General features: G+C 51.1%; 1 protein-coding gene. It reads right to left on the bottom strand.

Annotation, left to right across the window (positions count from 1 at the left end; translation table 11 throughout):
• Window positions 1-720, bottom strand: a 720-nt coding sequence (locus A3766_RS30140; protein WP_197479182.1) for a hypothetical protein, incomplete at both ends; no start/stop codon positions are given.

Here is a 720-nt window from a genome sequence, read left to right on the forward strand (position 1 = left end):
GCGAATGATTTGTTCCAGTACACGTTGATTATCCAAAATTGGCCAGCGACGGTTTTGATTAAACTGGTTGCTGATTTGCTCCAACGATGGGGTTTGGCTAATGCTGCCAAAGATGAGTTGGCCGAGTTGTAGCAGCATGGATTGTGTTGCGGCTGCTTCAGCGGTAATCAATTCACCTTCTTCTGTTAGGACTCGACGAATCTCTTCATCCACCGATAAGCCGCCTTCGCCGCCAGCTTGTTTGATGCTTTTCTGGGTAACCTGACCCGAAGCGCCAGGGAATAAAATGGTGTCGTAAGCCTGTGCAACCGAGGTTTGCAGCGCCATTTCTCGTTCTTTAAGCTTGGCGGTGAAACCACTGTCTTGCAGCTTGGCCGCTGACATGCCGTAATCTTCTGGTTTGCTCTGTAGGCGACGCATGGCGATAACGGTGCGTGCGACATCATTTAAACGGTCTTTGCGGTACTGGGATTTTTTGACTCGATCTTCGCTCCAGGTATCGCCAGCGACTTGAACGGTTTCTGGAACCAGCATGAATACGTTGTTTTGCTCTAAGCGAGGCTGACCGTTACCTGCTGTTGTGGTCATATCCGTTGGATCGACTTTATTCGCATCCAGGCGAACAATGGCTAATACAGGGCGGCCCGTTTTGTCTGGCACGTGCTCGGGTGCGGAGACATCTTGCGCCACTTGGAAGGTTGGGCTGTTGTGACTGACCAC

The organism is Oleiphilus sp. HI0132, assembly GCF_001635845.1.